The sequence below is a fragment of the Saccharomonospora iraqiensis subsp. paurometabolica YIM 90007 genome (genome assembly GCF_000231035.2).
Taxonomy (GTDB): domain Bacteria; phylum Actinomycetota; class Actinomycetes; order Mycobacteriales; family Pseudonocardiaceae; genus Saccharomonospora; species Saccharomonospora paurometabolica.
In genome coordinates this window covers 83,367-107,220 of the sequence record NZ_KI912247.1, presented here as the reverse complement: position 1 = coordinate 107,220, position 23,854 = coordinate 83,367, and the positions used below count along the sequence as shown (strand labels likewise).

Below are 23,854 nucleotides of genomic sequence, written 5' to 3'. Positions count from 1 at the left end.
GCCGTCGCGCGTTGCCGCGCCGCCCGGAGTGCGGCGTGGGCGAGATCGCGCCCGGACTGCTCCTCCCCCGGCGCCGCGGCGTCGTCCCACCCCTGTGGACAACTCACGTCCGCGGCCCCGGCGGCGGCCGGTGCGGAACCGTGTACGGCCGTGTTGCCGGGATCACCCCCCGGCTCGTCCGGCCCAGCAACGCTGTTACGCTCAGTGCCGCGATCTGGGGATTCACTGCGTGCAACGCCCACGCGAGGGTTTTTGACTACCTCTTTCGGGTCTTTGGTCACCCGCGGCGATATCGCGCTACCCGAGTTATCCACATTATCCACAGACTTGTCCCCAGATCGGTGGGCAGGAGGCCGGTCGCCGGTCACCGCACGTCGCGGGTGGGCGTTCTCGGCGCTGTATTCAGGCACGTGTCACCCCTTCCCCGGAAACCGCAAATCGGGCGCCGGCCAGTTCGTCCGGGACGTCGGCGTCCACGGCGGCCGTCACCAGCACCTGTTCCGCCCCGGCCGCCACCTCGGCCAGCCGGGAACGGCGGCGGGTGTCGAGCTCGGCGAAGACGTCGTCGAGCAGCAGCACGGGTTCGCCCCCCGCCTCCGACCGCAGCAGTTCGTACGAACCCAGCCGCAGCGCCAGGGCGAACGACCACGACTCGCCGTGGCTGGCGTACCCCTTGGCCGGGGTGTCGCCGAGGGACAGTTCCAGGTCGTCGCGGTGCGGGCCGACCAGGCTGACGCCGCGCTCCAGTTCCGCCTCGCGGGACTCGGCGAGCGCCGTGAGCAGGACGTCGTGCAGCGTTCCCGCCTCGGCGCGCGGCCCGTCCGGCGTGCCGTACCCGTCGGGCAGTGCCTCCCCGAGGCTGGAACGGTAGTCGAGTCCCACCGGGTGCGAGTCGGGCGCCACCCCGGCGTACGCGCTGCGCACGTGCGGGGCGAGGTCGGCCACCAGGTTGAGCCTGCCCGCGAGCAGCTCGGCACCTGCCGTGGCCAGGTGGTTGTCCCAGACCTCCAACGTCGACGCCACGTACGGGTCGTCGGCGCCGGCCGGGTCCGCGGACCGGCGGCGTCCGTTGCCCTTCTTCCCGACACTCTTCAGCAGGGCGTTGCGCTGCCGCAGCACCCGGTCGTACTCCCCGCGCACCCCCGCGTACCGGGGCGCGCGCAGGACGAGCAGTTCGTCGAGGAACCGGCGCCGCTGGTCCGGGTCGCCCCGCACCAGCGCGAGGTCCTCGGGGGAGAACAACACGGTGCGCAGGATGCCGAGCACGTCCCGGGGCCTGCCGACCGAGCCGCGGTTGATCCGGGCACGGTTCGCCCGGCCCGGTGCGATCTCCAGCTCGACGGTCAGTTCGCGGTCGTCGTTGACCACCGCGGCCCGCACCAGCGCGCGCTCACACCCGTGCCGGACGAGCGGGGTGTCGCCGGAGACCCGATGGGAACCGAGGGTGGCGAGGTACCCGACGGCTTCGAGCAGGTTGGTCTTCCCCCGCCCGTTCGGGCCGACCAGCACGGTCGGTCCACGGTCGAGCGGCAGGTCCACGTGCTCCCAGGAGCGGAAGTCGGTGACCTGGAGGTGCCGCAGATACACCTAGTCGGCGACCTCCGTGTCGGTGCCCGCCCGGCGGACGGCGTGGCCGCCGAACTGTTCGCGCAGCGCGGCCACGGCCCGCATCGCGGCGGAGTCCTCCTGCCGGGAGGCGAACCGGGCGAACAGCGCGGCGGACAGCACCGGTGCGGGCACGGCGTTGTTCACCGCCTCCTCCAGGGTCCAGCGGCCCTCGCCGGAGTCCTGGACGTGCCCCTCCAGCTCGTCCAGCCCCGGATCCGCGTCCAGGGCGCGCACCAGCAGCTCCAGCAGCCAGGACCGCACCACGGTGCCGCGTTGCCAGGCCTTGACGACGGCGGGCACGTCCGTGACGACGCCGGAGGCGTCGAGCAGTTCGAACCCCTCGGCGTAGGCCTGCATCAGGCCGTACTCGATGCCGTTGTGCACCATCTTCGCGTAGTGCCCGGCGCCGATGTCACCCGCGTGGGCGAAGCCCTCCGCGCGGGGACCGTCCGGGCGGAGCGCGTCGAAGATCGGCATCGCCTTCGCGACGTCCTCGGCGGAACCGCCCACCATGAGCCCGTAGCCGTTCTCCCGGCCCCACACCCCGCCGGACACCCCGACGTCGAGGTAGCCGATGCCTTGCCGTGCGAGCAGGGCGGCGTGCCCGGTGTCCTCGGTGTAGCGCGAGTTCCCCCCGTCGATCAGCAGATCGCCGGCCTCCAACAGCCCGGCGAGTTCGGTGATCGTGTTCCGGGTGGGTTCCCCGGCGGGAACCATCACCCACACGATCCGCGGCGCGGGCAGGGCGGCCACCAGATCGGCCAGGGACGCGGCGTCGGCGAGGTCGGGGTCCCGGTCGTATCCCACGACCTCGTGCCCCGCCGCGCGCACGCGGTCGCGCATGTTGGCGCCCATCCTGCCCAGGCCCACGAGTCCGAGCTGTGCCATCGGCGTGCTCCTCCGTCGTCCGTTCGCCCGTGCCGGGTTCCGCTCCCGCCGTCGTCCGGGGAGCGGCTCAGCCGGGCAGGCGCACCGGCATGAGCATGTACAGGTAGCCGGGGATGACGTCGCCGTTGCCATCGGCGGGCTTGAGCAGCGCGGGCCGGCTCGGGGTGGTGAAGGTCAGCTCGGCGCGGTCGGCGTGCAGGGCGCCGAGGCCGTCGATGAGGTAGCCCGGGTTGAACGCGATGGTCACCGGCTCGCCCTCGTAGTCGACGGGCAGTTCCTCCTCGGCGCTGCCCTCGTCGTCGCCCCCCGCGGACAACCGCAGCAGGCCGTCGCCGAACTCCATGCGGATCTGGGTGCCGCGTTCGGCCACCAGCGACACGCGCTTGATCGCGTCGTTCAGTGCGGAGACCCCGAGCACGGCGCGGGCGCTGTACTGGTCCGGCAGCAGCTTGCGGTACGGCGGGAACTCGGCGTCCAGCAGGCGGGTGGTGGTGAACTTGCCCGCACCGGACAGGCCGAGCAGGCCGTCCCCGCTGGCCAAGCCGACCTGGACGTTGCCGCCGGAGGAGCCGAGGGACTTGGCCGCGTCGGCGAGGGTGCGGGCGGGCACCAGCACCGCGGCGTCGCTGAGGCCCTCGGTGGGTTGCCAGGTGAACTCGCGCATGGCCAGCCGGAAGCGGTCGGTGGCCACGAGGGTGAGCGTCTCGCCGGTGATCTCGACGCGCATGCCGGTCAGCATCGGCAGGGTGTCGTCCTTGCCCGCGGCGACGGCGACCTGCGCGACGGCCTGGGAGAAGGAGTCGCCGGAGACCTCACCCGCGAGGTCGGGCTGGGAGGGCAGCTGCGGGTAGTCCTCCACCGGCATGGTGGGCAGGCTGAACTTCGCGTTCCCGCAGGTGATGGTGGCGCGGGCCGCCTCGACGGCGATGTCCACCGGCTGCGCGGGCAGTGCCTTGGTGATGTCGGCGAGCAACCGGCCGGACACCAGCGTGCGGCCACCGTCGCCGATCGTCGCGTCGACGCCGACCGTGGCCGAGACCTCGTAGTCGAAGCCGGAGACGGTGAGCGTGTCGTCGTCGCCGGACGCGTCGAGCAGCACACCGCCGAGGACGGGAACGGGCGGCCGGGACGGCAGGCTCTTGGCCACCCAGGCGACGGCATCGGCGAGTCCGTCACGCTCGACGCGGATCTTCATGTGCCCATCCTTTCGACAGCGAGCCGGTTCGTGCTCGTGGGATCGACGCACCGCTCCGGTGATCGTGCTCGGTGCGGGCGAACACGCGAGCCGGGTGTGGCTTTGTGGGTCCGCCCGGTGGCCGGGTACCGGGCCCGCGGGCATCGGGCGGCGCCCGGGACCTGCCGACCGGACCGGCGTGTGGACTCCCACGGTAGAGCGTCCCGCTCGGCGGCGTCATGTCGGGCCGGGTCTTCGTGGAGCCGGTTGTCCCCAACTTCGCCCCGCCCCTGTTTTTCTCTCCTTCCCAAGAAGAGAAGAAGGACAGCCGTAACAGTAGGGGTTGTGGGTTGTGTGGACAGCGGCCTTCGTCGCAGGTCACACCGGGTGACCGGGTGTGGACGCACCCTGGGGAGGGGCGGTGGACAACTCGGCGGGTCGGTGGACCGTTCGGCGGCGTCCGTGATTCATCCACAGTTGCCCGAATTCATCCACAGTTCCGTCCCCAGACAGCGCCCGAGTTGTACCCAGGTTGCCCACCGGCCTGTCAACGGCCGACCCCCCGGAACGAGTGAAAAATCGTTGCTGTGGAAGGAAATGTGGGCAAACCCGGCCTCGGCTGTGGAGGGGGTGTGGACCGGGTGTGGGCGGGTTGTGGACCCCTGTGGATACCCGTCGGTACTCGCACGTGAGGGCGGGTGGGGACGGATCGGCGCGCACCCGCCCCAGCTGTGGACAACTTCCCCGGACTGGCCAAAGTGGATCATGGGCGGGGTGGGCCGACTCATCCTGAAAACGCGAGTTTTGCGGCGACGGACGGGCTTCCGGGAGCGACCGGAGTCGGCGGAGTCGCGGGAGCGGGTGGAGTCGGCGGAGCCGGAACGGCCGCCGGCACGGGCGCCGGCACGAGCGGAGAGCGACGCGCCGGGGTTCCGAGGCGTGCGGTGCGAGGTGGTGCGGGTTACTGCCGGGCGCGCTGCTTGATGCGGGAGGTCAGTTCCTGCACCTGGTCGTAGATCCGGCGCCGCTCGGCCATCTCCTTGCGGATCTTCTTGTCCGCGTGCATGACCGTCGTGTGGTCGCGTCCGCCGAAGTTCTGGCCGATCCGGGGCAGTGACATGTCGGTGAGTTCCCGGCACAGGTACATGGCGATCTGGCGGGCGGTGGCCAACGCCTTGGTCTTGCCGGAGCCGGTGAGGTCCTCGATCGTGACGTCGAAGAACTCGGCCGTCACACCCATGATCGTGGTGACGCTGATCTCCGGGGCCTGGGAGTCCGGGATCAGGTCGCGCAGAACGATCTCGGCGATCCCGACGTCGACGGGCTGCTGGTTCAGCGAGGCGAACGCGGTGACCCGGATCAGGGCCCCCTCCAGCTCGCGGATGTTGGCCTCGATCCGGGCCGCGATGAACTCCAGTACCTCGCCGGGCACGGCGAGGCGGTCCTGCGCCGCCTTCTTCCGCAGGATCGCGATGCGGGTCTCCAGTTCGGGGGGCTGGATGTCGGTGATCAGTCCCCACTCGAACCGGGTCCGCAGCCGGTCCTCCAGGGTCTCCAGCCGCTTCGGCGGCCGGTCGGACGACACCACGATCTGCTTGTTCGCGTTGTGCAGGGTGTTGAAGGTGTGGAAGAACTCCTCCTGGGTGCCTTCCTTGCCTTCGAGGAACTGGATGTCGTCGACGAGCAGGATGTCGATGTCGCGGTAGCGGCGCTGGAAGGCCACCTTGCGGTCGTCCCGAAGCGAGTTGATGAAGTCGTTCGTGAACTCCTCGGTCGAGACGTACCGCACGCGCATCCCGGGGAACAGCCGCTGGGCGTAGTGGCCGACCGCGTGCAGCAGGTGGGTCTTGCCGAGTCCGGACTCGCCCCAGACGAACAGCGGGTTGTAGGCGCGGGACGGGGCCTCGGCCACGGCGACGGCCGCGGCGTGGGCGAAGCGGTTCGACGCGCCGATGACGAACGTGTCGAAGGTGTACTTCTCGTTCAACCTGGTCTTCGAGGTCTGCGGCTGGGCCGGTGCCGTGTACGGCTGGCCGGCGATGGGTTGGCCCGAGAACGTCGGCCAGATCTCGGAGACGGCGGCGAGTGCCTCCCCCTCCTCGTCGACCTCCTCGTCGGAGTCCTCCCCGTCCTGCCGGGGCCGGTGGTACCCGGTCTGGGCATGGGACGGGCCGGCGTGCGGGCCCGCGGCGTGCCGACCGCCGTCGGCCGCGCCCGGCATCCCCGGCGGGGGTGCGGGCGACGGGGCGGACGGGGGCTGCACGGCCGGGATGATGATCGTATCGTCACTCGCGCCGTCGTACCGGCTGCCGTTCGTGTCCGGGCCGCCGTGTCCCCGGGGCCCGGACACGCCCGCGTCGTGGTGTCCCGGTTGCCCGGGCCGATCGGGGTGGGCCGGATAACCGGTCGGTGCGGGCCCGGTGGGGGGCGGGCTTGCGGTGGATGGCGTCCCCGCTGCCGGGTACGCGGCGTCCTCGCCGGTGCCCGGTGCGGAACGCCGCGGACCGGGGTGGGTGTCGTCGCGGTGGCGACCGGATCCGGTGGCCTCGGGACGTGGCCCGGAAGGCGGATCCCCGTGCGGTGCCGGGGAGCCGGGGGGCGACTCCGGCGGGGAGTGCGCGGGAGCGGATCGGGTGGGTTCCGCGGGTGCCGCGGGCGCGTTCTCGGCCGCGTCGACCTTGACCGCGAGGGACACCTCTCGCCCGAGATGCCGGGACAGGGCCGAGGTGATCGGTTCGCGCAACGCGCGTTCGATCGCCTCCTTGGCGAAGTCGCTGGGCGCGGCGAGCAGGGCGGTGCCGTCGAGCAGGCCGATCGGCCGGGTGACTCGCATCCATGCCCGCTGCTGCGGGGACAGGGTTCCGTCCGAGAGCTCGGCGACGACCTGTTCCCAGACGACGGCCAGGTTGAGTTGGTGCTCAGACACGCTGCTCTCGCTCCCCTCCCCTCGACGTCGTCGCCGGCACGGCCCCGGCACCTGCGACACCGTTGCCGACGGCCGCGGCCGACGGGACGGCGTCGCCCGGAAGGTCCGGGGACGGCGAGGGTCCCGGCGACGGCCCGGTGGAGCGTCCCGGCAGGTCGGCGTGATTACCTGCGCAGCAGGTATCCACATGGTTGTCCACAAGTGTGCATCAATGTACGCCCGCCCCGCGGGGCCCCCATCCCGTGGGATCACGGTTCGCCGGTCGCAGTCTCCCACCTGCGGGGAACGTCCCCGCCTCCCCGGCCGGTCACGCGAGAAGAGGCACGCTAGCAAGCCGCACGGGGCGCCACAAGGCGGCCTCGGCGGTCAGGGTGCCATCCCGGGACGGTCCTCGCCATCCGGTGGTCCCCGCCGGAGTGAAATCCCGCGCCCGGTGGGGTGACGCACCGTGATCCGGCCGGTCACGCCGGTGATCGGGTGGGTCCGGTGCCGGGGGTCGGTGTCGGTGCCGCCGGGGCCGATGCGTACCCTCGAAGGGTCTACCGCTGACAGCGGCGCCGTTCAGCCTGCCCGGCTTCCGCCGAGCACCTGAGCACACGAGACCGAAGACCGGACGCCCGAGACCAGGAGAGCGACAGCCGTGAGCAAGGGCAAGCGCACCTTCCAGCCGAACAACCGTCGACGCGCGCGGACCCACGGGTTCCGGCTGCGGATGCGTACGCGGGCGGGGCGGGCCGTTCTGGCCGCCCGTCGGCGTAAGGGCCGCAACCGGCTCGCCGCCTGACGCTCGCGTCCGGCTGCGACGACGACGAGTACGACGAGGCGCTGCGTGCTTCCCGCGGACGCTCGTCTCCGGCACGGTGACCAGTTCCGCGCCGTGATGCGGGGCGGCGTCCGCGCCGGACGCCGCCGTCTGGTCGTGCATCTGCTCCCCGGGTACGGCGAGCGCCCCCGCGCGGGATTCGTGGTGAGCAAGGCCGTGGGTAACTCGGTCGTGCGGCACCGGGTGATCCGGCGGCTGCGGCATCTGGTGGCGGCGCGGCTCGGAACCCTGCCCGAGGGCAGCGCGTTGGTCGTGCGGGCGCTCCCGCCTGCGTCGTCGGCGACCAGCGCCGAACTCGGCGCTGATCTCGATGCGGCGCTGCGACGGTTGGCTGGGCGCTCCTCCACCGGCCCGCCGGGCGGGCGTGGCCGGCCAGTCCGAACCAACGATGGATCATCGGCGTGAACGAACACGACGCGGCCGACGCCAATCCGGCCGGGAGCCACGACCCGACACCGTCCACCGGGGCCGGCGGACCGACGCGGGTCGCGTGGGTCGTGCTGCTGCCCATCCGGTTCTACCGGCGGTTCATCTCCCCCTATCTTCCCCCGATGTGTCGGTTCTATCCGAGCTGTAGCGCCTATGCGGCCGAGGCGTTGACGCGCCACGGCGCCGCCCGCGGCGGATACCTCGCGGTGCGCAGGCTGCTGCGCTGTGGGCCGTGGACACCTCCGGGACGAGACCCCGTGCCCGAGACGTTCAGTTTCCGGCACCAAGGCCCTGGTATGTCTACCGAGGAGTAGCTCAGTGCTCGACTTCATCTACTACCCGGTGTCGTTCATCCTCTGGATGTGGCACAAGGTCTTCGGTTTCGTCTTCGGTGACGACAATGCCATCGCCTGGGTCCTCGGCATCGTCTTCCTGACCTTCACCGTCCGCGGCATCCTGTTCAAGCCGTTCGTGAACCAGGTCCGGTCGATGAAGAAGATGCAGGACTTCGCGCCGGAGATCAAGAAGATCCAGAAGAAGTACGGCAACGACAAGCAGCGCCAGGCGCAGGAGATGCAGAAGCTCCAGCGCGAACACGGGGTCAACCCGTTGGGCAGCTGTCTGCCGATCCTGCTGCAGATCCCGGTGTTCATCGGACTGGTCAACGTCCTGCGGAACTTCGCGCCCGGGGCGGATTCGAACTACTTCTTCGACGCAGCGGGGGTCGCGTCCTACACCAACGCCGAGCTCTTCGGGGTCAACCTCGGCGAGGCCATCCGGCACGTCGCCATGATGGGCGGGCCCGACATCGGCCAGGAAGGCTGGAACTGGTCGGTGGCCCCGGTGGCCTTCCCGTTGCTGATCGTGGCGAGTATCGCGACGCACTTCACCGCCCGGCACTCGGTGGCGCGGCAGAACCCGTCCTCGGCCACCCAGCAGACCGCGGTGATGAACAAGCTGACGCTGTACATCTTCCCGGTGGGTCTGCTGGTCTTCGGTGCCTTCCTGCCGGTCGGTATGTTGATCTACTTCCTCGCCAACAACGTCTGGACCCTGGGCCAGCAGCGGTTCGTCTACGGCCGGATCGACAAGGAGGAAGAGGCGAAGAAGGCCGAGGAGAAGGAGAAGCGGGACACGCTCGCCCCCAAGCCCGGCCAGAAGCCCCAGCCCGGCCAGAAGCCCCAGCAGCAGAAGTCGCAGCAGAAGCCCCAGCCCGGTCAGAAGCCGGCACAGGGCTCCGGCAAGAAGCAGGGCAAGCAGGGCGAATCCTCCGGCGAGGGCACGCCGGGCGGTGGTGGCTCCAACGGCACCTCGCCGAAGGGTGACAGCAGTGCCCGTGGCGGCGCCTGGGCGAAGAACGGTGGGAACCAGCCACGCCAGTCCGGCCAGGGGAAGAAGACACAGGGACGGAAGCGGCGCTGACCCGACGGGCCGACACCGTGCGTGCCGGGTGGGTCCACGGACCACCGGTGGGACGGGAGTCGATCCCCGCGGAGTCGACCGGAGCGGCCCGACGCGGCCGGGTCGTCTCCCCCCGGTCCCGCACCGGACCGGCGGGGACGGCGTGGCGCGAGGGCCACGGCTGGTGCCGCAGCACAGCTGACGCGGGTTGAGAGGAGACGGACATGTCCGATACGGCCGGGGTGCTCGGCGCCGACCAGAACGACCCCACGCCGGGGCAGCCGGAGGAGACCTCCGGAACGGAGGCACAGGACGAGAACGCGGGAGACGTCGCCGGTGCCGCCGCGGAGACCTCCGCGGCGGAGGGTGCCGCGGACACCGGGGACGCCGACGCGGAGGACGGTGCGGCCGACGGTGCCGGGGAGCAGGGTGAGGATCTCCTCGTGCGCGAGGGGGACATCGCCGGGGACTACCTGGAGCGGCTGCTGGACATCCTCGACTACGACGGCGACATCGACCTGGACGTCGAAGCGGGCCGGGCGATCGTCAGCATCGACGGCGGGGACGATCTCGAACGGCTGGTCGGCCCCCGGGGAACGGCGCTGGAGGCGCTGCAGGAACTGACGCGGCTGGCGGTGCAGCAGGAGACCGGCACCCGGAGCAGGCTGATGCTCGACGTCGCGGGGTGGCGGGCCGACCGTCGGGAGGAGCTGCGGGACCTCGGCAGGAAGACCGCCGAGTCGGTCGCGGAGTCGGGCGAGCGGACCCGCCTGCAGCCCATGACGCCGTTCGAGCGCAAGATCGTGCACGATGCGGTCGCCGAGGTGGAGGGCGTCACGAGCGAGAGCGAAGGCGAGGAGCCGAAGCGGAGGGTCGTCGTCCTGCCCGAGTGAACGGCGATACGACACCCAGGAGAAGAACGCACGAGCGGCCCGCCGGGTACCCGGCGGGCCGCTCGTCGTCGTACGGCCGTTCCACGTGAAACGTCGTCGGGGGCGTTCCGCGTGTGCGGCAGCGGCCGTGTCGCGGCGGTGCGGCGGCCGTGCCGGCCCGCCGGAGGGAGTGCGGTCCCGGACGCGGACCGTGATCGGGGAGAATCGGCCGGGCCGGGTTTCACGTGAAACGGCGTGGGAGGAGTGGCAGTGAACTCGCAACCGCCCGAGGGCGAGATGACCCCGCGGGAGCCCGGTGACGGGACTCCCCCGCGACTCGAGACACCGGATTCGGCGCGGGCGGTCTTCGGTGACCGGCTCGGACTCGCTGAGCAATTCGTGGGACTGCTGAGCACCCACGGTGTGCAGCGGGGCCTGATCGGACCACGCGAGCTGGACCGTCTCTGGGAACGGCACGTCCTCAACTCCGCGGTGCTCGCCGAGGCGGTCCCCGAGTTGAGGGGCGCCTCCGGGGAGGGCGCCCGGCTCCGGGTGATCGACGTCGGGTCCGGGGCGGGACTGCCCGGTGTGCCGCTCGCCCTCGCACGGCCGGATCTCGATATCGTGCTTCTCGAACCGATGGCGCGGCGGGTGGACTGGCTGGAGGAGGTCGCGGACCGGCTCGGCCTGTCCGTCACGGTCGAACGGGGACGCGCCGAGGAGAAGGCGGTTCGGCAGCGGCTCGGCGTGGCGGAAGCCGTGACCGCGCGGGCGGTGGCGCCGTTGGGTCGACTGGCGGCGTGGTGTCTGCCGTTGGTGCGCGAGGGCGGCACGCTGCTGGCGCTGAAGGGGCGCAGTGCGGCCGACGAGATCGAGCGGGACCGGGACGCGGTGCGTCGGGCAGGTGGGGGTGAGCCACGGATCGTGGAGTGCGGTGCGGGCGTTCTGGACACACCGACGACCGTCGTCGCCATTGAGCGGGTCGCTCCGGCCCGGGCGACACGACGCGTGGCGAAGCGGGACCGGACGAAGCAGGGGGAGACCGAACGGGTGGAGTCGCGGAAATCGGGAGTTGCGCGGAGACGCAATTCGAGACGGCACTGAGAGGATTGGCCGAACGAATGAGCACGACCAGCACGACCGACGCGGCGGGCCCGGTGGGCTCGCCCGGAGTGCAGCGTTCCTTGTTCCACGTGAAACAGCGGGGGTCCGGGACGTGCTCCGGTGCGGTGCGGCAGCACGGTGAGTTCGTGACGACGAGGAAGGGTGGCCAGCGGTGAACACGACTCCCGAGACCGGTGTCGGCGGCACCCCGATCGCCGAAGAAGCACTCCGGGCCGCCCGCGTTCTGCATCCCGACGCGAACCTCATGCCGAGGCCGACCCGACGTCGTGTGCTCACCGTCGCGAACCAGAAGGGCGGGGTCGGCAAGACGACCAGCACGGTGAACCTCGCCGCCGGCCTCGCGCTCTACGGGGTACGGACGCTGGTGGTGGATCTCGACCCGCAGGGGAACGCGAGTACCGCGCTGGACGTCGACCACCGCTCCGGCACGCCCTCGGTGTACGAGATGCTCCTGGGTGAGGCGTCGGTCGTGGACGCGGCACAGACGAGCGGGCAGTCCGACCACCTGCTCTGTGTCCCGGCGACGATCGACCTGGCCGGTTCGGAGATCGAGCTGGTGTCGATGGCGTCGCGCGAGGCACGACTGAAGGAAGCCCTGACGAGCGAGGGGCTGGACCAGCTCGGCATCGATTACGTCTTCGTGGATTGCCCCCCGTCCCTCGGACTGCTCACGGTGAACGCCCTCGTGGCCGCGCACGAGGTGCTCATCCCGATCCAGTGCGAGTACTACGCCCTGGAGGGGCTGGGCCAGCTGCTGAACAACATCGAGCTGGTCCAGCGGCACCTGAACCAGGAGCTGACCGTGTCCACGATCCTGCTCACCATGTACGACGGTCGGACGAAGCTGGCCGATCAGGTGACCCAGGAGGTCCGCAGGCACTTCGGGGACGTCGTGCTCAACACGATCATCCCGCGCAGCGTGAAGGTCTCGGAGGCGCCGGGCTACGGCCAGACGGTGCTCGGCTACGACCCGGGGTCGCGCGGCGCGATGAGTTATGTGGACGCGGCTCGGGAGATCGCCGAGCGCGGAGCGAAGGAGCGACAATGAGCGAGCGGAGAGGTGGCCTCGGCCGGGGCCTGGCCGCGCTGATCCCGACCGGACCGGTCGAGCCCGCCGACGGTGCGGAGCCGGAGCAGGACCGCCCGGGCGGGGCGGATCGCGGAGACAGCGGCGGGGCGGGATCCGGGGGCGTCCGTACGAACGGGCGTGGCGGGACGGCCGCCTCGCGAGCCGGTTCCGACGGGGACACGGGATGGTTCGCGGCGAACGCCACCGTGACCCCGCACGGCGGCGAGGTCGCCGGTGCGGTCTACCGCGAGATCCCGGTCGAGGCGATCAAGTCCAACCCCAAGCAGCCGCGTCAGGTCTTCGACGAGGACGCGCTGGCGGAGTTGGAGCACTCGATCCGTGAGTTCGGGCTGATGCAACCCATCGTCGTGCGCGTGCTCGGGGACAACGAGTTCGAGCTCGTCATGGGTGAGCGCCGACTGCGGGCGGCCCAGCAGGCCGAGTTGGAACTCATCCCCGCCATCGTGCGCAACACCTCCGACGAGGCGATGCTCCGGGACGCCCTGCTGGAGAACATCCACCGGGTCCAGCTGAACCCGCTCGAGGAGGCGGCCGCGTACCAGCAGCTGCTCGACGAGTTCGGTGTCACCCACGACGAACTGGCCTCCCGCATCGGGCGGAGCCGCCCGGTGATCACCAATACGATCCGCCTGCTCCGTCTCCCCCTGCCGGTGCAGCGGCGGGTCGCGGCGAACGTGCTCTCCGCGGGGCACGCCCGCGCCCTCCTGTCGGTCGACGACCCGGACCGCCAGGAGGAGCTCGCCACTCGGATCGTCGCGGAGGGGCTGTCGGTCCGTGCGACCGAGGAGGCGGTGACCCTCTCGAAGAGTGAGTCGAAACCGAAGCCGAAGCAGACCGACCGCAAGCCGATGACGATGCCGGGAGTCGACGGATTGGCCGAGCGCCTGTCGGATGCGTTCGACACCCGGGTCAAGGTCGACGTCGGTAAGCGCAAGGGGCGCATCGTGGTCGAGTTCGGCTCTCCGGATGATCTGGAGCGGATCGTCACGATGATGGCCCCCGGTCACGCCCAGCAGATCCGGGCGGCCAAACAGGGCATTTCGGACACCGAGGACGACGACCGATGACACCGGCCTGATTCGTCACGGTGACGGTTCGCGGACCGGGGGTGCGCGACCGGCGACCGGGCCGACGGATCAGGCCGGTGGCCGCAAGTCAGCTCCCCCGCCGCACCGCGCGCTCGACGAGGTCGGTGAATACCACGCCCAGCGACGTTCCGGCGGCCTCCATCGCCATCGGCACGGTGGAAGTCTCGGTCAGCCCGGGCGAGGAGTTCACCTCGAGGAAGTGCACGCTGCCGTCGGCGGCCACGATCGCGTCGGTGCGCGAGATGTCGCGCAGCCCGAGCAACCGGTGCGCGCCGACGGCGAGGTCGCCGACGGCCTTCGCCGTCTCGTCGCTCAGTCGCGCCGGGGCGAAGAAGTCGGTGAGCCCGGCGGTGTAGCGGGCGGTGTAGTCGTAGACACCGCCCTCCGGCACGATCTCGACCGCGGGCAGCGCCTCCGGCCCGCCGTCGCGCTCGACGACGGTCACCGCGACCTCGACGCCGTCGACGAACCGCTCGGCGAGCACGGCGTCCCCGTACGCGAAGCTGCCGACCATCGCGGCGGGCAGCTCGCCGGCCTCGCGCACCACCTGGGCGCCGAGCGCCGATCCGCCCTGATCGGGCTTGAGGATGAGCGGCAGACCCAGCGTGTCCACCATCGCGTCCAGCACCGTCTGCGCACCGAGTTCGCGGAACGTGCTGTGCGGCAGTGCCACCCAGTCCGGGGTGGTGTGCTCGTGCCCGGCGACGAGCGCCTTGGCGATCGGCTTGTCCCACGCCCGCCGGCAGCCCTCGGAGCTGGTGCCGACGAACGGCACGCCCAGCATCTCCAGCACCGTCTGCACCGACCCGTTCTCCCCTTCACCGCCGTGCAGGGCGATGACCGCCGCGTCGGGGCGTTCGTCCCGGAGGCGGGACAGCAGGCTCGCGTCGGTGTCCCACTCCTGCACCGTCAGCCCCTGCTCGCGCAGCGCGACGGACAACCTGCGGCCCGACCGCAGCGAGATGTCGCGTTCGTGCGACAGGCCGCCGGCGAGCACGGCGACAGTACCTTCGGCCAACGCGGGTCTCCTCGAAGTCGTGATGCTGGTGTACCGCCCGGTCCGGTGGAGCCGGGCTCAGGCCGTGTTCGGCCCGGGCGACTGCGGCCCGGACAGCGTGCGGGTGGTGACGCTGCCGAAGGTGCGCTGCAACTCCCGTTCGGATTCCATCACCCCGGTGAGCCTGCGCACCCCCTCGTGGATGCGTTCCGGTGTCGGGTAGCAGAACGACAGCCGCATCTGGCGGCTGCCGAACCCGTCGGTGTAGAAGCCGGTGCCCGAGGCGTAGGCGACACGGGCGGCGACCGCTCTGGGGAGCATCGCCTTCGTGTCGATCCCGTCCGGCACCGTCACCCACACGAAGAAGCCGCCCTCCGGGTGCGTCCACGTGACACCGGGCGGCATGTGCTGTTCGAGGGCGGAGATCATCGCGTCCCGGCGTTCACGGTAGTTCTCCCGGAAGCTCTTGATCTGGCCCTTCCAGTCGTGGGTGGACAGGTACTTGGAGACGACGAGCTGGTTCAACGTAGGCGGGCACAGCGTGGCGGACTCGGCGGCGAGTACCAGCTTCTCGCGCACCGCGTGCGGCGCGAGCACCCAGCCGACGCGCAGCCCGGAGGCGAACGTCTTGGAGAACGAGCCCAGGTAGATGACGTTGTCCGGGTCCATCGACCGCAGCGGCGGATAGGTCTGGCCGTCGAATGCGAGCAGGCCGTAGGGGTTGTCCTCGACCACCATGACGTCGTGGGCGCGGCAGATCTCCAGGATCTCCGCGCGCCGCTCGGTGGCCAGGGTGACGCCCGCGGGATTGTGGAAGTTCGGGATCGTGTAGAGGAACTTCACCGTGCGGCCCTGCCGCGCGCACTCGGCGAGCGCCTCGCGAAGCGCGTCCGGGACGAGCCCGTCGTCGTCCATCGTCACGTGGACCACGTTCGCCTCGTAGGCGGAGAACGAGCCGAGCGCACCGACGTACGACGGCCCCTCGGCGAGGACGACGTCGCCGGGGTCGCAGAACAGCCGGGTCACCATGTCCAGCGCCATCTGGGAACCCACGGTGACGACGATGTCGTCGGGGTGCGCGGAGATCCCCTCCACCGCCATGACGTCACAGATCTGCTCACGCAGTGTGGGCACGCCCTGCGCGGAGCCGTACTGCAGAGCGACCATGCCCTCCTGCGAGATGACTTCGGCCATCTGCTCGGACAGCGACTCCAGCGGCAGCGCAGCCAGGTTCGGCATCCCACCCGCGAGCGAGACCACCTCGGGCCTGCTCGCGACCGCGAACAACGCCCGGATCTCCGAGGCCGTCATGCCCGCGGTGCGCGCGGCGTAACGGTCGAGGTGCGGATCGAGGTTCTGGCGGCCCGGCTCGGACCCTGGTCGATGCTCGGGAGGCTCGGATGCAGTCATCGCACACGCTCTCGTCTGCTTCGGCGCCCACTGGGCGGCGCTTGCTGTTGCCGGGTTCCTCGCGTGTCCTGGTCGATGGTGTCGTCAGACCGTGTCGAGGGAGCCCGTGGCCGGGTGTACCGGCAGTGGGACCCACCCGAGTGTAACGTCCGTCCCCGCGGGCATTCCCGCTCTTGGCGGGGCTTATCACACCGCCATATGATCGAAATGTGGCTTTCTGGCCGCCGCGCCCACGATGCGCGCCGGTTCCACCACAGGCGGGATGACGTGTGTCGGGAGGTTCGGTGTCGCGAAGCATCGAGGGCATCACCCTGGACAACCTGGAGCGGCTGCCGCTCGGTTGTCGTCGGTGTGTGTACTGGGAGGTGGCCCCCCACCTGCGGGAGGAGGCCGAGCAGTTCGGCGAGACCGAGGTCGAGAAGGAGGCCTGGATCTCGTCCGTGCTGCTGGAGTGGGGCTCGTGCGGACGGGTGGTGTTCCACGGGGACGACCCCGTCGGCTTCGTCCTCTACGCCCCGCCGAACGCGGTGCCCCGGGCCGGGGCGTTCCCCACCTCTCCCCCGGGCGCCGATGCGATCCTGCTCACGGCGTTTCACGTGCAACCGGAGTTCCGCGGCTCCGGGATCGGCCGTGCCCTGGTGCAGGCCACGGTGCAGGACCTCACGCGCCGTGGGGTGCGGGCCGTGGAGGCGTTCGGCGACGCGCAGCCGGACACCGACGACGAACAGCACGTCTGCGTGGTCCCCGCCGCGTTCCTGCGCGCGGTCGGGTTTAAGACCGTCGCCCCGCACACCCGGTGGCCGCGCCTGCGCATGGAGCTGCGCTCCGGCCTGTCCTGGAAGGCCGACGTCGAGGCCGCCCTGGAACGCCTCCTCGACGAGGTCGCCGTCACCGCCACCCCGAGCGTCACCCGCGCCTGAGGTGCGTGGCGGTGTTGCCGTGAAGGACCCCTTGCCTGCGTGTGACGCAGCGAGGGACTCCTTCCCTGCATTGCGCGCAGTGAAGGGGTCCTTCACGGCAACACCGGGAACGCCACGGGTGCCGCGACGTCCACAGGGTGCTGTGGACAACTTGGTCTGGTTGTCCACAGGCCTGTGCACAGGTGGGTGGGTTGTCCACAGCATGGCGCCGGTGGGGGACGGACCGCTGGTGGGGCGCTGATCCTCAGCGGAGGTACGTGCCTTTGCCGGGGAGGGTGCGGGTGGTGCCGCGCTCGGTCAGCAGGCGCACCGCACGGTCCACGGTGGCGACCGAGACGCCGTAGTCCCGCGCGAGGTGTCCCCGGTTGGGCAGCCGTGGGCCGAACTCGCCCCGGTCGATCCGTGCGGCGAGGTGGTCGGCGACCCGGCGCCAGAGGTACTCCGGCCGGTCGGTACGGAGCCGGAACCGGCCCCCGCAATCGGTTGCGCTCACGCTCCACCACCGTCCCCGGGATCCTCGGCCGTCATCCGCCGCCCCAGTTCGCACAGGTCCACCCCGACCCGGCGGATCGCACGCCGGTCGTCCGGCGCCGCCTCGTCGAGATGCACGAGCGCGCCGATCACCTCGTACCAGCGCCTCCGCAGGTCCGTCCCGGGGTCGTCCGGGCCTCCGGCGCCGTCCGCCCGGCAGCATTCCAGGACGCCCCGCCCGCGATCGTGGACGACCTCACCCGCCTCCCCACCGCACATCTCGGCGAGACATTCCTCCAGCACGGCCCAGTGACCGGGGGCGAGCCTGCCGGGCGGGACGGGGTCGCTACTCCCGCCCGGCAGCACCGGAGGTCCGTCCAGCTCCGCGGCCCGGTCCCGAACGCGTCGGCCAGCTCGGACAGCAGCGAGCCGATCTTGCCCAGCCTCGCCGACGGCAGTTGCCCGCCGTCCTGTTCCGCCATGAGCTCGCAGACCACCGCACCGAGCCCCCGGTTCACCCGCGCGGCACGGGCGAGCAGCTCGCGGTCACGTTCGATCATCGCGTCGCCTCCACGGAGACGCGGCCGTTCGCTCTGTTCGACATGGTGGAGACGCTAGAGTCGTCGAACCGACCTGCGAGGGACAGCACGTCCCCTCACCCGTTGGGGTAAACGGGTCGCTCAGTTAGCTCCTCCCGCAACGCCGACGCGGTGGGACAGGTCGCGTACGTCGTCGGCCAGACCGGTGGGCGGTCGCCGGTTGAGGTCCAGGAGCATGTCGCGGGCGAAGCCGTTGTACCGGATCGTCTCCGGTGCCGTGCGTTCGGATCGGTGCAGAAGCGCCCAGGCCGCGTGCCGTTCGTTCCGTTGTCGGTGTGCCCGTGCGACCTCAATGAGGTGTCGGCTCCTGCGGGGAAGCGACGGGATGTCCTGCGCGTTCACGCGGTCGGCCGCGCGGAGCGCTTCGCCGGGGCGACCGAGTTCGACGTGCAACGTCACCGCGTGGGCACCCAGGACGGCACGGGAGAAGCTCGACTGCCGATGCCGGTAGCCGGGTTCGAGCGTGTGGACGATGTGCTCCGCGCGCTCCCAGTGCGCCCATGCCTCGCCGTGCCGACCGCGGCGGGCGTGCAGGTATGCGCTCTCGGCCTCCAACGCTCCCGTGATTCCGTGCCAGTCCGGTGGGGCCGTGTCGAGGTGCGGTGCGAGCAGGGCGATCGCGCCGTGGGCGAGGTGCAGCGCCTCGTCCCAGCGTCCCGTCTCCCGGAGAACCTGGACCATCGTCCAGATCCCGCCCGCAGTCACGTACGGGTCGTCGGCCTCCTGGCCCTCAGTGACCGCCCGATCGGCGACGAGCCAGACAAGCTCCGGTGCCGGCAGATGGGCGACGTAGAAATCCGCGAGCTGGTAGACGCCGGACAGCAATCGGCGTGCGCGCCGTCGCCGGTCGTCCGAGGCCGCGCGTGCGGTGTTTCGCGCATCCCGGATCAGCGCGGGCAACAACTGCCCGAGCCGGGTGCGGTGGTCCGGGGAGGAGTGCCGCACCTGCCAGGCCTGCGCGAGCCGCACTTCGAGGTGGTCGAGACTCTGCGGTTGTTCCGTTGGTCCGAGCGGATACTCGGTCAACGCGGTCTGAACATCGGGGAGTGCGGGATGCGAGGCACCCGCGAACATGTCCACCGACACACCGTGCCCGTTCCCGGTGAGTTGGGAAAGATCGGAGATTCCCAGGGCCCAGGCGATCTTGAGCAGCATCGCCAGTTTCGGGGTTCGAAGCCGTCCGGTTTCGACTGCCTTGACCCAGTCGGCCGAGCGGCCGACAAGTCCCCCCAGAACAGGGCGCGACATTCCCGCACGCTCGCGGGCGTAGCGGACACGCTGACCGACAGCAAGATCGGGCTCGGATCGCGCGGTCATCGCAACCACTCCTCTGCTCGGACACGGAGCCAACTTCCGGCTTCGGCCCGCGAGATTACCGACAGAGAGTGATCGACTCCATGACGTCGAAGCGGTAGCCCGCGTACACCGGCAACCCGGAGCGGTAGGCCATGCCGTGGAGTTCACGGCGGGCGCTCTCGCTTCCGGTCTTCGTGAGCAGTTCGGTGAGGACCGTTCGCAGGGAGGGCTGCCGCTGGATGCGGGCGGGAGAAAGGCGCTCCGCTTCACGCAACATGTGCACCGCGGTGTCCCGGTGGTGCGGTGAGCGAGCCAGCGCCCGGCCGTAGTCCCGGTAGTAGGCGGCCCTACGGGTATTCGTGGGAAGTGCCAAAGGGTCGATTTGCTCGGCGATACGGACGGCCCGGGCGTGCTCACCGCATTCCAGCGCGACCGACAGTTGCCACACTCCCACATTGGCCGGACCGAAGCCGAACCAGAACGCATTGCCCTCACCGGTGAACGCGGCAAGGTCGGTGGCCCGGTCGAGGGCGGCCTGCTGTTGCGCGTCCCGGCCTTGGGTGGCCGCGAGCAACGACGAGGCGAGGGTGAGCATCCCGGACATCTGCCGGGCACCGGAGGTGGCCGTGCCCGGATCCGACGAGGTCAGGACCTGCTCATGAGGTCGAGACCACCCGCGCCGAGCAGTGCGAAGGCGTTGCCGAACGCGCTGATCGCCGTATAGGTCGGCTCGTCCAGACGCTCGGCGGCGACCCGGGCGAGCGTGGCGGCCTGCCAGGCGAGGTCCTGGTGTGCCCCCACATCACACAACCACGCCTGCGTTCCCTGCACGTGGGTCAGCACCGCGAGTCGCAGGAGCTCCCGCTCGTCCCGGCCGGCCCGGAGGGCGGTGTGCAGGTCGTGGATCAGCCCCGGGAGGTGGTCGCCGACGAGCGCGTGGTCGCAGTTCCGCTGTGCGGTGAGCACCTCGGCGACTCTCGTCCGGAGCGCTTCGACCGGTTGCCGGACTCCGTTCGGCGCCTGCATCCCGACCGACAGCAACGCGAGTCGCACCTCGATGAGTGCCCGTTCCTCCCCGGCCGGCCCGATCTCGGCGAGCGTGTTCTGGGCGAGCTCGCTGGGTGCGACGTCCAGCGCATCCGCGAGGGCCACGATGAGCGACCGCCGGTCGAGCGCACGATCCCCGGACTCCAGACGGGACAGGTACGACGGTGAAATGCCCGCGAGCCCGGCCACGACGGCGAGGGACTTGCCCCGCGCATGCCGTAGTCGACGCAACGTCTGCCCGAGAGTCGGGGTCATTTCCGCAGAGTACCGGGTTGGTCATTGGTCCGGCCCTACTCCGTTGGTGCCACGTCCGGACCAAACCGGTTCGCACGGCGCAGGCGTGCGGCGGGACCACCCGCCCGTGCTCAGTCGTGGCCCGCGGAGACCTCGGTGAGTTCGTGCGCCAGCACGTCGGCGAAGGTGAACGTGCCCGTGGGCTGGTCGTTCTCGCCGAGCAGGTACAGCCGCTTCACCGCCACGAGCAGGCCCTCCGCCACCACATCGCGGAATCCGGGGTCGGAGAGCCGGGCGCGGTCCCCGGCGTTGGTGAGGTAGCCGATCTCCACCCGGACCGCGGGGCAGCGGGTGCGGGTGAAGATGTCCCACGTCCTCGGGTGGGTGCGGCAGTCCTGCATCCCGGTGCGTACGGCCAGCTCGCGTTGGATGTAGCCGGCCAGCAGTTCGCCCACCGTCGAGGTCGTGCCGTTGCCGGTGCCGAAGTGGAAGCTCGCCACACCCTCCGCCTGGGCGGAGCGGTTGCCGTCCGAGTGCAGCGACAGGAACAGGTCCGCGCCCGCGTCGTTGGCGAACTGCGCCCGTTGACTCTCCGACGGACTGTGCGCGGGGCCCCGGGAGATGAGCGCCTCCATGCCGGTGGCCTTCATCCGGCCCTCCAGCCTGCGCGCCAGATCCCAGGCGACCTGGGCCTCGCTCACCCCGTGCACGGACACGCCCAGATCCGGGCCGCCATGACCGGGGTCGATGACGATGCGCTTGCCGCGCAGGCGGGGACCGGAACGCCGCACCTGCTCCCGCTCCCGCAGGAACACCGGCCGGCCACCACGCGCACGCGGCGACAGCTGCCGCAACGCCCGCACAGTCGCCGGACCGCAGATCCCGTCCACCACGAGTCCGTAGTCCCGTTGGAAGTTCTTCAGTGCCCGCTCGGTCTGCGGGCCGAAGCCGCCGTCCGGGCGGCCCGCGTCGAAGCCCAGCTCGGTGAGCCGCTCCTGGAGGGCGAAGACATCGTCCCCGTGGACCGGGGACGACACGAGATAGGCGAGCGGCCTGCTGCCGAGGTGGTAGGTCGAGCCCCGCAGCGCACGGTAGGTGGCCGGGCCGACGACACCGTCGGTGATCAGGCCGCGGCGCTGCTGGAAGGCCCGGACGGCGTGTTCGACGTCCAGGTCGAAGGAGGCTCCGTGTCCGTTGGTCTCGGCACCGGACGTGAGCAGGTCCAGTGCCGAGAGCATTGATTTGATCTCGGCGACCTCCGGTCCGGTGTCGCCGCGGCGGAGTACCCGCATGCACCCCTCGCTTTTCCTCGGGCACCAGGTGCGTTCGTCTGGGGACTGTGCGTGAGGGCCGGTGCGTAGGCCTGCGGTCCCTATTGTGCCCTGCCGGGTCCGTACCGATGCGGAGGGCTGCTCCCGTTTGTCACCCACACGGAGGTACCGCGACGAAAAAACCCGGAAGCGCGGGTGACCTGCGCTTCCGGGTTGTTCCGACCGGGTCCGAAGGCTCGGACGGGTTCAGACCACGGGGCTCAGAGGACGTCCGAGAGGTCCGAGAGCAGGGCCGCCTTCGGCTTGGCGCCCTGGATCTGCTTCACGGCCTTGCCGTCCCGGAACAGAATCAGCGTCGGGATGGACATGACCTGGTAGTCCCGGGCGGTGTTCGGGTTCTGGTCGACGTCGAGCTTGGCCACGCGCAGCTTGTCGCCGTACTCGGAGGCGATCTCCTCCAGCACGGGCGCGACCATCTTGCACGGTCCGCACCAGGTGGCCCAGAAGTCCACGAGCACGGGCTTGTCGGCCCCGAGGACCTCGTCGGAGAAGTTGTTGTCGGTCACCTGCACGGTGTCGGTCATTGTCACTCCTGTCGTCACTCGACACGGTCGCCGTCGGTCGGCACCGCGGACTGGGTGGGGTTTGTCCGGCCGCCGCGGCACGGCACGTCCGGCCGCGGCCGTGGCACGGAGACCGGTGGTACGGAGGTCAGTGGCTCGGGCCGTACCCGCCGCCGACCAGCGCCGGGTCCTCGCTGGCCTCGGCGACGTCCTCGTGTTCGGCCAGCCAGCGCTCGGCATCGATCGCCGCCGAGCAGCCCGTGCCCGCCGCGGTGACGGCCTGCCGGTAGGTGCGGTCCACGAGGTCGCCCGCGGCGAAGACCCCCTCGATGTTGGTGTGGGTGCCGCGCCCGGAGGTCAGCACGTAGCCCTCGTCGTCCAGATCCACCTGGCCGCGCACCAGTTCACTGCGGGGGTCGTGCCCGATCGCGAGGAAGAAGCCGGTGACGTCCATCGTCGACTCCCCGCCGGTCACGGTGTCGACCAGCTTGAGGCCGTTCACCTTGCCGTTGTCCCCGAGAACCTCGGTGACCTGGGAGTTCAGTTGCCACCGGATCTTCTCGTTCTGCTGCGCCCGGCGCAGCATGATCTTCGAGGCGCGGAACTCCTCGCGGCGGTGGACGATGGTGACGGTGCGCGCGAACTTCGTCAGGAAGGTCGCCTCCTCCATCGCGGAATCGCCCCCACCGACCACCGCGATGTCCTGGTCACGGAAGAAGAAGCCGTCGCAGGTGGCGCAGGACGACACACCGTGACCCAGCAGTTCCTGTTCGCCGGGAATGCCGAGGTAGCGGGGCGAGGCGCCCATCGCGAGCACGACCGCGTGCGCCGCGTAGCGCTGCCCGTGCGCGGTCACGTACTTCACCGGGCCGGTCAGGTCGAGCTCCTCGACATCGGCCTGCTGCAGGTCGGCGCCGAAGGCCTTGGCCTGTTCGCGCATCTCGTCCATCAGCTCGGGGCCCTGGATGCCCGACCGGAACCCCGGGTAGTTCTCCACCTCCGTGGTGGTCATCAGCGCACCGCCGAACTGGGTGCCCTCGAACACCACGGGGTCGAGCTGGGCCCGCGCGGCGTACACCGCGGCCGTGTACCCGGCTGGCCCCGACCCCACGATGATGAGGTTCCGAATGTCCTCTCCTGCCACCAGCGACCTCCGCTTCGACGAAAACCTGCGTCACCCCGTCCCAACACGATGGTAGGCGCGGGTGTTCCCGGCGGGCAGAAGTGCCGGTCAGCCGCCCGCGCCGCCGGTTCCGCCCACCGTGGTGTCCATGAGCAGGCCGGATTCGCCGGATCCGCAGTCGGCCGGGAGCGCGACCAGGCGGAACTGTGCGAGCTCGCCGGTGGTGTAGAGCACGAGGACGGACTCCCGGCCGTCGACGGTGGCGGGCCGGACGCCCGCCGCGTCCCGGTCCGGGTCGAGGCCGTTCGCCGCGAGGCAGGCGTCCAACCGCGCCTCGCTGCCGAGCGGGCCGAAGTCGCGGACGCCGTGTACCTCGCCGAGGGCCGCACCCGGCTCCTCCCGGGACAGGGCCAGCGCCGGGGTGCGGTCGGGTTCCGCGGTGCCCGGCGGATCCCCCGCGGACGGTGCACCGGGGTCGTCGGCCAGCCAGGCCGAGGAG

23 protein-coding genes and 1 pseudogene are annotated in these 23,854 nt (G+C 70.9%); 9 read left to right on the top strand and 15 right to left on the bottom strand.

Annotated features, from left to right (window positions below):
* Positions 1-402: 402 nt before the first annotated feature.
* The 4 genes from recF to dnaA form a co-directional block, all read right to left on the bottom strand.
* Positions 403-1,587, bottom strand: a complete 1,185-nt coding sequence (recF, locus tag SACPADRAFT_RS0214745; protein ID WP_007023926.1) for a DNA replication/repair protein RecF — start codon at positions 1,585-1,587, stop codon at positions 403-405.
* Positions 1,588-2,496 (bottom strand): phosphogluconate dehydrogenase (NAD(+)-dependent, decarboxylating), encoded by a 909-nt coding sequence (gene gnd, locus SACPADRAFT_RS0214740; RefSeq protein ID WP_007023925.1) that lies wholly within the window; start codon positions 2,494-2,496, stop codon positions 1,588-1,590.
* Positions 2,497-2,563: 67 nt separating this feature from the next.
* Entirely contained in the window at positions 2,564-3,691 is a 1,128-nt protein-coding gene (gene dnaN, locus SACPADRAFT_RS0214735; protein ID WP_007023924.1) for a DNA polymerase III subunit beta, read from the bottom strand.
* 940 nt (positions 3,692-4,631) lie between these two features.
* A complete protein-coding gene (gene dnaA / locus SACPADRAFT_RS0214730) occupies positions 4,632-6,596 on the bottom strand; it encodes a chromosomal replication initiator protein DnaA (RefSeq protein ID WP_007023923.1) in 1,965 nt (654 codons plus the stop codon).
* Positions 6,597-7,236: 640 nt separating this feature from the next.
* Here dnaA and rpmH point away from each other — a divergent pair.
* The 8 genes from rpmH (at position 7,237) to SACPADRAFT_RS0214690 (ending at position 13,403) form a co-directional block, all read left to right on the top strand.
* Complete coding sequence (rpmH, locus tag SACPADRAFT_RS30620; protein ID WP_007023922.1) at positions 7,237-7,380, top strand: 50S ribosomal protein L34; 144 nt, start codon at positions 7,237-7,239, stop codon at positions 7,378-7,380.
* Between the two features lie 45 nt (positions 7,381-7,425).
* Complete coding sequence (rnpA, locus tag SACPADRAFT_RS0214725) at positions 7,426-7,824, top strand: ribonuclease P protein component (protein ID WP_007023921.1); 399 nt, start codon at positions 7,426-7,428, stop codon at positions 7,822-7,824.
* A complete protein-coding gene (gene yidD / locus SACPADRAFT_RS0214720; protein WP_007023920.1) occupies positions 7,821-8,162 on the top strand; it encodes a membrane protein insertion efficiency factor YidD in 342 nt (113 codons plus the stop codon). Before rnpA ends, yidD begins: the two co-directional genes overlap by 4 nt.
* A 4-nt stretch (positions 8,163-8,166) precedes the next feature.
* Positions 8,167-9,270 carry a membrane protein insertase YidC gene (gene yidC, locus SACPADRAFT_RS0214715; RefSeq protein WP_007023919.1) on the top strand — a complete coding sequence of 368 codons (1,104 nt, stop codon included), beginning with the start codon at positions 8,167-8,169 and terminating at the stop codon, positions 9,268-9,270.
* Between the two features lie 203 nt (positions 9,271-9,473).
* Positions 9,474-10,142, top strand: coding sequence for a Jag family protein (locus SACPADRAFT_RS0214710; protein ID WP_007023918.1), 669 nt, complete (start codon positions 9,474-9,476; stop codon positions 10,140-10,142).
* 276 nt (positions 10,143-10,418) lie between these two features.
* Positions 10,419-11,225 carry a 16S rRNA (guanine(527)-N(7))-methyltransferase RsmG gene (gene rsmG / locus SACPADRAFT_RS0214705; RefSeq protein ID WP_051442480.1) on the top strand — a complete coding sequence of 269 codons (807 nt, stop codon included), beginning with the start codon at positions 10,419-10,421 and terminating at the stop codon, positions 11,223-11,225.
* A gap of 172 nt (positions 11,226-11,397) precedes the next feature.
* Positions 11,398-12,294, top strand: a complete 897-nt coding sequence (locus tag SACPADRAFT_RS0214695; protein ID WP_007023916.1) for a ParA family protein — start codon at positions 11,398-11,400, stop codon at positions 12,292-12,294.
* Complete coding sequence (locus SACPADRAFT_RS0214690) at positions 12,291-13,403, top strand: ParB/RepB/Spo0J family partition protein (RefSeq protein WP_007023915.1); 1,113 nt, start codon at positions 12,291-12,293, stop codon at positions 13,401-13,403. Before SACPADRAFT_RS0214695 ends, SACPADRAFT_RS0214690 begins: the two co-directional genes overlap by 4 nt.
* An 88-nt stretch (positions 13,404-13,491) precedes the next feature.
* Here the strand turns inward: SACPADRAFT_RS0214690 and SACPADRAFT_RS0214685 are convergent, their stop codons facing one another.
* Both SACPADRAFT_RS0214685 and SACPADRAFT_RS0214680 read right to left on the bottom strand, forming a co-directional pair.
* Positions 13,492-14,442: a D-alanine--D-alanine ligase family protein gene (locus tag SACPADRAFT_RS0214685; RefSeq protein ID WP_007023914.1), complete on the bottom strand. Its 951-nt coding sequence runs from the start codon at positions 14,440-14,442 to the stop codon at positions 13,492-13,494.
* A 57-nt stretch (positions 14,443-14,499) separates the two neighbouring features.
* Positions 14,500-15,831 (bottom strand): aminotransferase-like domain-containing protein, encoded by a 1,332-nt coding sequence (locus SACPADRAFT_RS0214680; protein WP_007023913.1) that lies wholly within the window; start codon positions 15,829-15,831, stop codon positions 14,500-14,502.
* Between the two features lie 284 nt (positions 15,832-16,115).
* On the opposite strand from SACPADRAFT_RS0214680, the gene SACPADRAFT_RS0214675 reads away from it, so the two are divergent.
* A complete protein-coding gene (locus tag SACPADRAFT_RS0214675) occupies positions 16,116-16,751 on the top strand; it encodes a GNAT family N-acetyltransferase (protein WP_007023912.1) in 636 nt (211 codons plus the stop codon).
* Positions 16,752-16,995: 244 nt separating this feature from the next.
* On the opposite strand, the gene SACPADRAFT_RS0214670 is transcribed toward SACPADRAFT_RS0214675, so the two are convergent.
* The 9 genes and pseudogenes from SACPADRAFT_RS0214670 to SACPADRAFT_RS27855 all read right to left on the bottom strand — a co-directional run.
* Positions 16,996-17,244 carry a GntR family transcriptional regulator gene (locus SACPADRAFT_RS0214670; protein WP_007023911.1) on the bottom strand — a complete coding sequence of 83 codons (249 nt, stop codon included), beginning with the start codon at positions 17,242-17,244 and terminating at the stop codon, positions 16,996-16,998.
* Positions 17,241-17,588 (bottom strand): hypothetical protein, encoded by a 348-nt coding sequence (locus tag SACPADRAFT_RS33990; RefSeq protein WP_007023910.1) that lies wholly within the window; start codon positions 17,586-17,588, stop codon positions 17,241-17,243. The genes SACPADRAFT_RS0214670 and SACPADRAFT_RS33990 overlap by 4 nt, the downstream gene beginning before the upstream one ends.
* A gap of 314 nt (positions 17,589-17,902) precedes the next feature.
* Positions 17,903-19,138, bottom strand: a complete 1,236-nt coding sequence (locus SACPADRAFT_RS0214660) for a helix-turn-helix domain-containing protein (RefSeq protein WP_007023909.1) — start codon at positions 19,136-19,138, stop codon at positions 17,903-17,905.
* A gap of 55 nt (positions 19,139-19,193) precedes the next feature.
* The gene (locus SACPADRAFT_RS33980; protein WP_007023908.1) at positions 19,194-19,721 is read right to left on the bottom strand and encodes a hypothetical protein; all 528 of its coding nucleotides are present in this window, start codon (positions 19,719-19,721) and stop codon (positions 19,194-19,196) included.
* Between the two features lie 41 nt (positions 19,722-19,762).
* Complete coding sequence (locus SACPADRAFT_RS33975; protein WP_007023907.1) at positions 19,763-20,419, bottom strand: helix-turn-helix domain-containing protein; 657 nt, start codon at positions 20,417-20,419, stop codon at positions 19,763-19,765.
* Positions 20,420-20,529: 110 nt separating this feature from the next.
* Positions 20,530-21,690 carry an N-acetylmuramoyl-L-alanine amidase gene (locus tag SACPADRAFT_RS0214650; protein WP_007023906.1) on the bottom strand — a complete coding sequence of 387 codons (1,161 nt, stop codon included), beginning with the start codon at positions 21,688-21,690 and terminating at the stop codon, positions 20,530-20,532.
* A gap of 239 nt (positions 21,691-21,929) precedes the next feature.
* On the bottom strand, positions 21,930-22,253 hold the full coding sequence (gene trxA / locus SACPADRAFT_RS0214645; protein WP_007023905.1) for a thioredoxin: 324 nt from the start codon (positions 22,251-22,253) through the stop codon (positions 21,930-21,932).
* A 127-nt stretch (positions 22,254-22,380) separates the two neighbouring features.
* Complete coding sequence (gene trxB / locus SACPADRAFT_RS0214640) at positions 22,381-23,376, bottom strand: thioredoxin-disulfide reductase (protein WP_007023904.1); 996 nt, start codon at positions 23,374-23,376, stop codon at positions 22,381-22,383.
* A gap of 87 nt (positions 23,377-23,463) precedes the next feature.
* A pseudogene (locus SACPADRAFT_RS27855) lies at positions 23,464-23,854 on the bottom strand (hypothetical protein); the annotation flags it as partial.

What these genes read in the sequence shown, in the direction of transcription:
- gnd (WP_007023925.1), bottom strand. Translation starts at nt 2,496, where the DNA reads ATGGCACAGCTCGGACTCGTGGGCCTGGGCAGGATGGGCGCCAACATG.
- dnaN (WP_007023924.1), bottom strand. Translation starts at nt 3,691, where the DNA reads ATGAAGATCCGCGTCGAGCGTGACGGACTCGCCGATGCCGTCGCCTGG.
- SACPADRAFT_RS0214680 (WP_007023913.1), bottom strand. Translation starts at nt 15,831, where the DNA reads ATGACTGCATCCGAGCCTCCCGAGCATCGACCAGGGTCCGAGCCGGGC.
- SACPADRAFT_RS0214660 (WP_007023909.1), bottom strand. Translation starts at nt 19,138, where the DNA reads ATGACCGCGCGATCCGAGCCCGATCTTGCTGTCGGTCAGCGTGTCCGC.
- rsmG (WP_051442480.1), top strand. Translation starts at nt 10,419, where the DNA reads ATGACCCCGCGGGAGCCCGGTGACGGGACTCCCCCGCGACTCGAGACA.
- SACPADRAFT_RS0214650 (WP_007023906.1), bottom strand. Translation starts at nt 21,690, where the DNA reads ATGCGGGTACTCCGCCGCGGCGACACCGGACCGGAGGTCGCCGAGATC.
- SACPADRAFT_RS33980 (WP_007023908.1), bottom strand. Translation starts at nt 19,721, where the DNA reads ATGTCCGGGATGCTCACCCTCGCCTCGTCGTTGCTCGCGGCCACCCAA.
- SACPADRAFT_RS33975 (WP_007023907.1), bottom strand. Translation starts at nt 20,419, where the DNA reads ATGACCCCGACTCTCGGGCAGACGTTGCGTCGACTACGGCATGCGCGG.
- SACPADRAFT_RS0214710 (WP_007023918.1), top strand. Translation starts at nt 9,474, where the DNA reads ATGTCCGATACGGCCGGGGTGCTCGGCGCCGACCAGAACGACCCCACG.
- SACPADRAFT_RS0214690 (WP_007023915.1), top strand. Translation starts at nt 12,291, where the DNA reads ATGAGCGAGCGGAGAGGTGGCCTCGGCCGGGGCCTGGCCGCGCTGATC.
- trxA (WP_007023905.1), bottom strand. Translation starts at nt 22,253, where the DNA reads ATGACCGACACCGTGCAGGTGACCGACAACAACTTCTCCGACGAGGTC.